Annotated in this window: 6 protein-coding genes and 2 pseudogenes; 3 read left to right on the top strand and 5 right to left on the bottom strand. The window is 41.5% G+C overall.

Annotation, left to right across the window (positions count from 1 at the left end):
- The 5 genes and pseudogenes from AC1DPK_RS33810 to AC1DPK_RS33790 form a co-directional block, all read right to left on the bottom strand.
- Positions 1 to 311: pseudogene (locus tag AC1DPK_RS33810) on the bottom strand (IS110 family RNA-guided transposase); the annotation flags it as partial.
- Positions 312 to 403: 92 nt separating this feature from the next.
- The gene (locus AC1DPK_RS33805; RefSeq protein WP_441887000.1) at positions 404 to 601 is read right to left on the bottom strand and encodes a hypothetical protein; all 198 of its coding nucleotides are present in this window, start codon (positions 599 to 601) and stop codon (positions 404 to 406) included.
- A gap of 1,055 nt (positions 602 to 1,656) precedes the next feature.
- Positions 1,657 to 1,950, bottom strand: a complete 294-nt coding sequence (locus tag AC1DPK_RS33800) for an HAD family hydrolase (RefSeq protein WP_477512988.1) — start codon at positions 1,948 to 1,950, stop codon at positions 1,657 to 1,659.
- Between the two features lie 156 nt (positions 1,951 to 2,106).
- Positions 2,107 to 2,874: an alpha/beta fold hydrolase gene (locus AC1DPK_RS33795; RefSeq protein ID WP_477512987.1), complete on the bottom strand. Its 768-nt coding sequence runs from the start codon at positions 2,872 to 2,874 to the stop codon at positions 2,107 to 2,109.
- Between the two features lie 28 nt (positions 2,875 to 2,902).
- Complete coding sequence (locus AC1DPK_RS33790; RefSeq protein WP_477512986.1) at positions 2,903 to 3,850, bottom strand: COX15/CtaA family protein; 948 nt, start codon at positions 3,848 to 3,850, stop codon at positions 2,903 to 2,905.
- 140 nt (positions 3,851 to 3,990) lie between these two features.
- Here AC1DPK_RS33790 and AC1DPK_RS33785 point away from each other — a divergent pair, with 140 nt between their 5' ends.
- The 3 genes and pseudogenes from AC1DPK_RS33785 to AC1DPK_RS33775 form a co-directional block, all read left to right on the top strand.
- Positions 3,991 to 4,620, top strand: a complete 630-nt coding sequence (locus tag AC1DPK_RS33785; protein ID WP_477512985.1) for a TetR/AcrR family transcriptional regulator — start codon at positions 3,991 to 3,993, stop codon at positions 4,618 to 4,620.
- Positions 4,621 to 5,600: 980 nt separating this feature from the next.
- The gene (locus AC1DPK_RS33780) at positions 5,601 to 5,858 is read left to right on the top strand and encodes an integrase core domain-containing protein (RefSeq protein WP_477512984.1); all 258 of its coding nucleotides are present in this window, start codon (positions 5,601 to 5,603) and stop codon (positions 5,856 to 5,858) included.
- Between the two features lie 304 nt (positions 5,859 to 6,162).
- Positions 6,163 to 6,354, top strand: a pseudogene (locus AC1DPK_RS33775) (SpoVR family protein); the annotation flags it as partial.

The raw sequence follows: 6,354 nt of genomic DNA, 5'->3' as shown, positions 1-6,354 counted from the left end.
TTCCGTAATACTTGATGTCCATGCGCATACTGTTTTAAATCTCCTGTACCAGCTAGTGTGGCAGCGGTGAAGATCTTCCCGAGACCTTTTATGGTGCGAAGCTGCTGTGCCATTGGAATCTCAGAAAGCAGAGCTTCGATGTCCTTTTCAATCTGTTCAAGCATGGTGGTAACTCGTTCATATTCTTCAAGAAGCCGTATTAAATCTACCTTCGATTCTTCTACAGCGGTTTGATCTCCGACACTGCGTTTAGCATGAGCGGTGAGCTGGGTAGCCTTCTCCATCCCCGTAGAACCCCCAGCGCGCTGCATATGGGTTCTCCAAGCACTGATTACATCCGGTACTCCATACGTCTCCAAATCCTGTGGGCAAGGGAATGTCTTGAGGGTCGCCAATGATCGCTTTACTGAAATAGCTCACTGAAATATTGCAGCCCGACCCATTCACTTCCCCATATTCCGTGTATGAATGTATAATCGCGAAACGCGATCTGGATTCCATACAATGGAATATAGGCGAAGACGAGATAATAAATCATTCCGGGCAACACCAAGAACCAAACATATTTCGCTTTCAATATTGATCGGTACAAATCTATCATAGGTTTCCTCCTCTGGTATAGCAGTTATCTGTAATCCTATTCTAGTGAAAGCAGGAGCAACTTCGTATGGCCGTTTTTTTGGGATTTATGTGTTTATTTAAGCCGAGCCTATACTATAAATCCAAAAGCGTTAGAAGGRGACCGTTAAGTCACTCTATAACTTTATATGGCAAAAAAAAAGAACAAGCGCGAAATCCCCGCTTATTCAGTATTTGTGTCAAGATAATGCTTCGATGTAGTTCTGCTGTATCTTAAAGAGACTATATCCTAGTAGAATTTCTTTAAGGAGTTAAGCTAAGAGGATTAATATTATCTTCTTTCGCTTAAATATTTGTCTCCATATCATAGAGTAAAGTCAGAGGAGCCTTTATGTATCAAGGTTTTTTCTGTCATCTGACGGTTCCTTTATTAACTTCTCAATTACGTTATACCCCTCGTATATTGAGTTGCTCCATTACCTCCTTGACCGTATGCCTGCTATTCTCAGTTCAATTGCTTTTGCCTTTACTTCCACTGGGTAACTTACTCTTGTTGCCAACGTAAAATCACCYCCAAGGTTGTCTCCATATCTTACGACACGGTTGCATTTTCTTGAAGGTGTTTTGATTTGTCTCACGTTATGGGGTCAGTCCCCTGTGAGTCACAATTCATAGCAGAAGGCTTCTTTTGTATCCAGTTGGTCCCACAACCTGGGTTACATCGAAAGTTGAGTTAATTATTTAGCCTCGATATAAAATCTCTTATAGATGCTATCAATTACTTCTTTTATATTTTCAGATCTCTTAAAATCATTGCTTGCGATGATTATTTTTTTTGCTTTGTTGAATGATTTCTTTGCTTATACTTCAGGAAATCCTTGCTGCTTACCCTATCAAGACTCTCGTGCTTGCACTTACATTCCTTTCAATAAATCAATCTTCATACTGCCCTAAAATATTGTTAAAATCTAGAAATAACACATACAGTCAATAATCTTTATTTATTTGCCAGATGAGCCTTAAAGAATCTTCAAAATACTCTTTCCGAAACCAATGCTTCTTATATATAAGCCAGAGCTAGCTTCGAAAACTATTTATTGTATCTCTGATTTCTAATAAAGAATTAACCCTTAAGACATTTCTCTTGTCCGATTCACTATTCTGTCTATCTAGCCATATACCTTTCATTCCAATTTTTTCGCAGGCTAAAACATCATTCTCCAGATTATCTCCAATATAAAAACAGTCCGCTGTCGACGAGTTGGATCTACTGCATGCTATTTCAAATATTTTTTCATTCGGCTTAGAATAGCCCACATCGCCTGTTGTTACAATTAAAACAAAGGAATTAATAATCCCTAGCTGACTCAATTTAAGTATGAAGCCCTTACTTAAGCTTAATTTTCTTCATATTTGTTGTCGTTTGATAAGGAAGGAGACAATAAATTGAACAACTAAATGATATGAAGGCAGCCGATCGATGATGGCTGCCTTCATGCCGTTATTGCACATATACTTTAAATTGTGCTATTTATTTATAAATTGCTCCATCCAATTCTGCATGGCATCAACAATCTTCTCCAACTGGTCATCTTCTCCGATTTGAGGATCACTATCTCCCTTTTGCAGGCCATAAGATCCGAATTGTCCGTGATTCCCGCCATTGATCGAAACATATTCCGTTAACTCGGGAAGATTGGCTTTTGAGCTTTCCCATACTTCATGTTTAAGAACCCCGTCAGACGTACCTGTAATTTGCAGCGCGGCAAGGTCGGTATCGGCAAGGTTTCCGCTCTCATCGGCATACGATGCTAAGAAGTAGATGCCTGCCAGTTGATCGCTGTGCTCTGAAGCATATCTGGCCGCAAACGCGCCCCCTAGCGAGTGACCTCCGATGACAAAGGATTCCCCCGGATGCTCCTTCACGAAGGAATCGGCCTTGTTTTGCCCAAAAATAGCCAGATTAAGCGGCATTTTTGCAATGTATACACGATGACCTAGCTTAGCAAGCTCGCTTGCAAACGGCGAATAGCTACCCGGCTCAACTAATCCGCCAGGATAAAAAATAATGTTGGGCTGCATGATGCTTCCATCCGCTGGCTCGAATGTGTACCCGTCTTTCCCTTGTGTTACATTTACCTCGCTGTTGCTTTGCAATGCCGACTCCGCTTTATTGCTTGGTGCGTATGTTTGAGATTTTAGATACAGGAATGATCCGGCGGCAACAAGCGCGATGAGGACGAAGCCCGCGAGCAGGATGCGCAGCCATATGCGTTTTCGTTTTGTCTTTGTCACTGAGCAGCTCTCCTTTGAATAACTTTCATTATTTTTCAATTGTTGCAGGCTTGGAAAGCCTCCATGTCAGATAACTCATGTAGGCAAGCATGCCAAATAGTACAGCAATAGTGGTCATATGGGCTAGTACAACGAACATGTACAATTCCGGACGGTTAAGCGTATACAGCATGCCTACACCAGTAAGAACTTGGAACAAAATGAGACCAACAGCAAACTGGGCTTGCATCGTCAATTCCCGATTGCTCTTGTAATACTTGTAAATCCAAAACCACAACATGACAACCAGCAAAACCAGCAGCATACCGGCGATCCGGTGAGTCAATTCAATTGTTATCCCTCCTGCCAATTCCGGCAACCGACTGCTTGTGCAAAACAATCCGGTACAGGAACCTGCCGAATCGGTATGACTTACAAATGCGCCGGTATAGACCACCAGATAAGAATATACGGTCAAGCACCATACAAAATAGCGAAATGCCTTGCTTGTCCTCGGCATTTTCTCGAATTTCGCAAGTCCCCGCGCTTTCTGTTCTTGCCTCGAGCCAAGACTCGTCATTAAAGAACTCGCTAAAGCGATAAAAGCAAAGCCCAAATGGAGCGCCATCACAGGGGAAGATTGTGAAAATACGACTGCTAATGCACCCATTGCGCCTTGAACGATGACAAAAACCAGTGTTAACGCTGCAAAAAATTGCAGATCTTTTCGCTGCTTCAAATACACTAAAAAAGTTAGCAGTGTAACCACTGCCAAAATGCCTGCAGTCGTACTCACCAGCCTATGCGTGTATTCGATGACGGAAGCAAGCGTATGAGCCGGAACAAATTCCCCGTGACACAGTGGCCATTCCGTGCCGCATCCCAGACCTGATTCTGTTCTGGTGACGATACCACCTCCAAATGTCGCGAAAAACATAAACAGCGTTGTTGCGTAACTAAGCCATTTCAACCGAGTAATCGTTGCCAGTGTTTTCACCTGCCTTTTCTAGATGCAACCATGACAATTTTCATGGAGGAGATACTTTGATCTCATTAATTATATTTACCGGTAGGTAAATTATCAAGGTGCTTTTGATTAAAATGATGAATTGTCATAAAATATTCATGGAGGTAGTTATGATAAAAAAACACTCGCAACGTGCGCCAGGTAGACCCAAACATGCAAAAGATGATCCTTCCATACGGGAAATGATTATTAAGACTGCATCCAAACGTTTTATGGAGTATGGATACGAGTCTGTGTCGCTGCTGCAAATCGCCGAAGAATGCCAAGTGTCCAAGCCTGCTATTTATTATCATTTCATTAGCAAACCGGAATTATTTAAAGTGGCAGTTACAACCGTCTTAAATCAAGTACATAGGCATATATCTCGTATTCTACAGGAGGCCGAACACCTCGAAGACGGATTGGTTACAGTAGCCGAAGCGCGGTTAACCAATCCCCATGCCGAAATTGAAACGATGCTGAGAGAGGCTGAGCCCTTTTTAAATGAGGAACAACTAATGGAAATAAGACAATCCGAGCATAGCATCTACCAGTTATTAGCGGAACATTTTCAAGTGGCAATGGACAACCATGTGCTTAGAGTCAACGATCCTATGCTTCTGGCACAAACCTTCTCCGCGATGATGCTGCTAGGAAATCGAAAAGACACCCTTCTAAAATACGCATCCAATAGGGCATTGGCAAAAGAAGTGGTTGGAATCTTTCTGCGAGGCACATCCAATGTGGGTAACAAAAAGTAAAAAAACTGAGCAAAATGACATTTATCGTATTTCTTTATGATAAATTTCTTCTAACAATCAAAGAAGGGGTCACCTTTGTTTAAACTATGTTTATCTGCAGTTTGATTCGCTCAATAAATTTATAGGTATTATCCCTTATGTCTCAATACACTATACTTTTAGCTTAAACCTAAAATACGAAAACCCATAAAATCAGGGGTTCGAGAAAATCAAAACTAGTAATTGCATTCAATTATGGAGGCTGTATTTGCAATCGGAGCCAAGATTAATGAAATTAAGCATCACTTCGCCCCTTCCCACATGAAGGGGCAACGGAATTTCCTGAGATTAATTTAGGGATTATCACTGTACGTGTGCACGTCTGCAATAGTTGTAAACATGTTGAGCTTTTCTTTAATCCACCGCAATAATATCAAACGAGCGCCGTAGACTTTACGGCACTTTATTTCCCTCTTGTCCAATAATGTGACTTCAGGGGCATATTCCCTCCTTTGAAATGTATAGCGAAGATCTAGATATCGATTACGGCGAGCATATTCAAATATTATTACTTATCTATATAGCGCCATCGTGCGATGGCAAAGCCACACAAAGCACTGCCTTTGACAGTCGATGTCCTCGCAAATCCAACTCATTTCCAATAGCGCAGCCGATTACCGTCACATTGGTGGGCCGGGTTGACGGCACTCCCACTTGCTGATGAAATTACCATTCGTTTGAAAGAAGTCTAAGAAGCGAACGAAGCTGCCGAGGAAGTCCCAGATGCGCATGCGACGTACAAAGGAGCCTATTTGATAATAATCAATCACCAAATCACCATGACGTTCCCAAACAAGCACTTGAAGTTTAAAACAAATGCTGGCGGATTGAGGTGTTTTTCCAAGCGGTCAAGTAGGAGCTTGGATCTGAGAAACGTGTCATTCCACATCCGAAGTCCATCAATATGCACTTTGGAGCTATACCTGTGAGAGCGCCTCTGCTTGATCCATGAGCGTATCCCGCCTAGGACTCCAAACATGAACGCCTACTTCGAGTCGTTCCATAGCATTTTGGAGCGCCATCTGTTCGGCATACGAGATTTCATGACCTACGAGAAGGCTTATGAAGCACTGGAGGAATACATGGACTTTTACAATAATCTAAAGATTCACGGGGGATTGATTCAGATGTCTCCAGCTCAGTTTTCAGAGTGGACCAAGACGCTGGAGGACACTTCAGCCTTCCATAGAAAGGTGTAACAGCACGATAATAAGAGCTTACCTAAGAATGAATATTTTTGTTCGGTAAGACTCCGGTTTTAGGGGGGCTAGCCGTTTACACCATCAGTAAAATGAAGCGTTGCCTTCTTGAAGTTCCAGAAATTTCGAAGAACGATTTTTGATATGTAAATTTATATATATTGCTTCCATTCAAATCTTTTTTAAGTAATTTATAACACATAAATCCATTTTGAAGATATGGTAGTCTACAAAAATAATATACTTATGATCTCATATTCCGCTCAGCTCTACCTACTATATATATTCTTCATATTTATTGTAATTTGATAAAACGTTCAACAAAATGAAGCTCCAATACGACTTCAGCTTAAGCAAAATTTATGAGCTCGTCATTAACTCCAACCCCTGCTATGCGTTTCTTCTAGAGGGCAATTCTCTAATTCAAAATAAACTCATCGTCGCCCATGTGCTCGCTCACTGTGATTTTTTCAAAAACAACGCTCGCTTTGGTGTA

It is taken from the genome of Paenibacillus sp. 01T424 (assembly GCF_056398745.1).
This window is presented reverse-complemented; position numbering and strand designations above follow the sequence as displayed.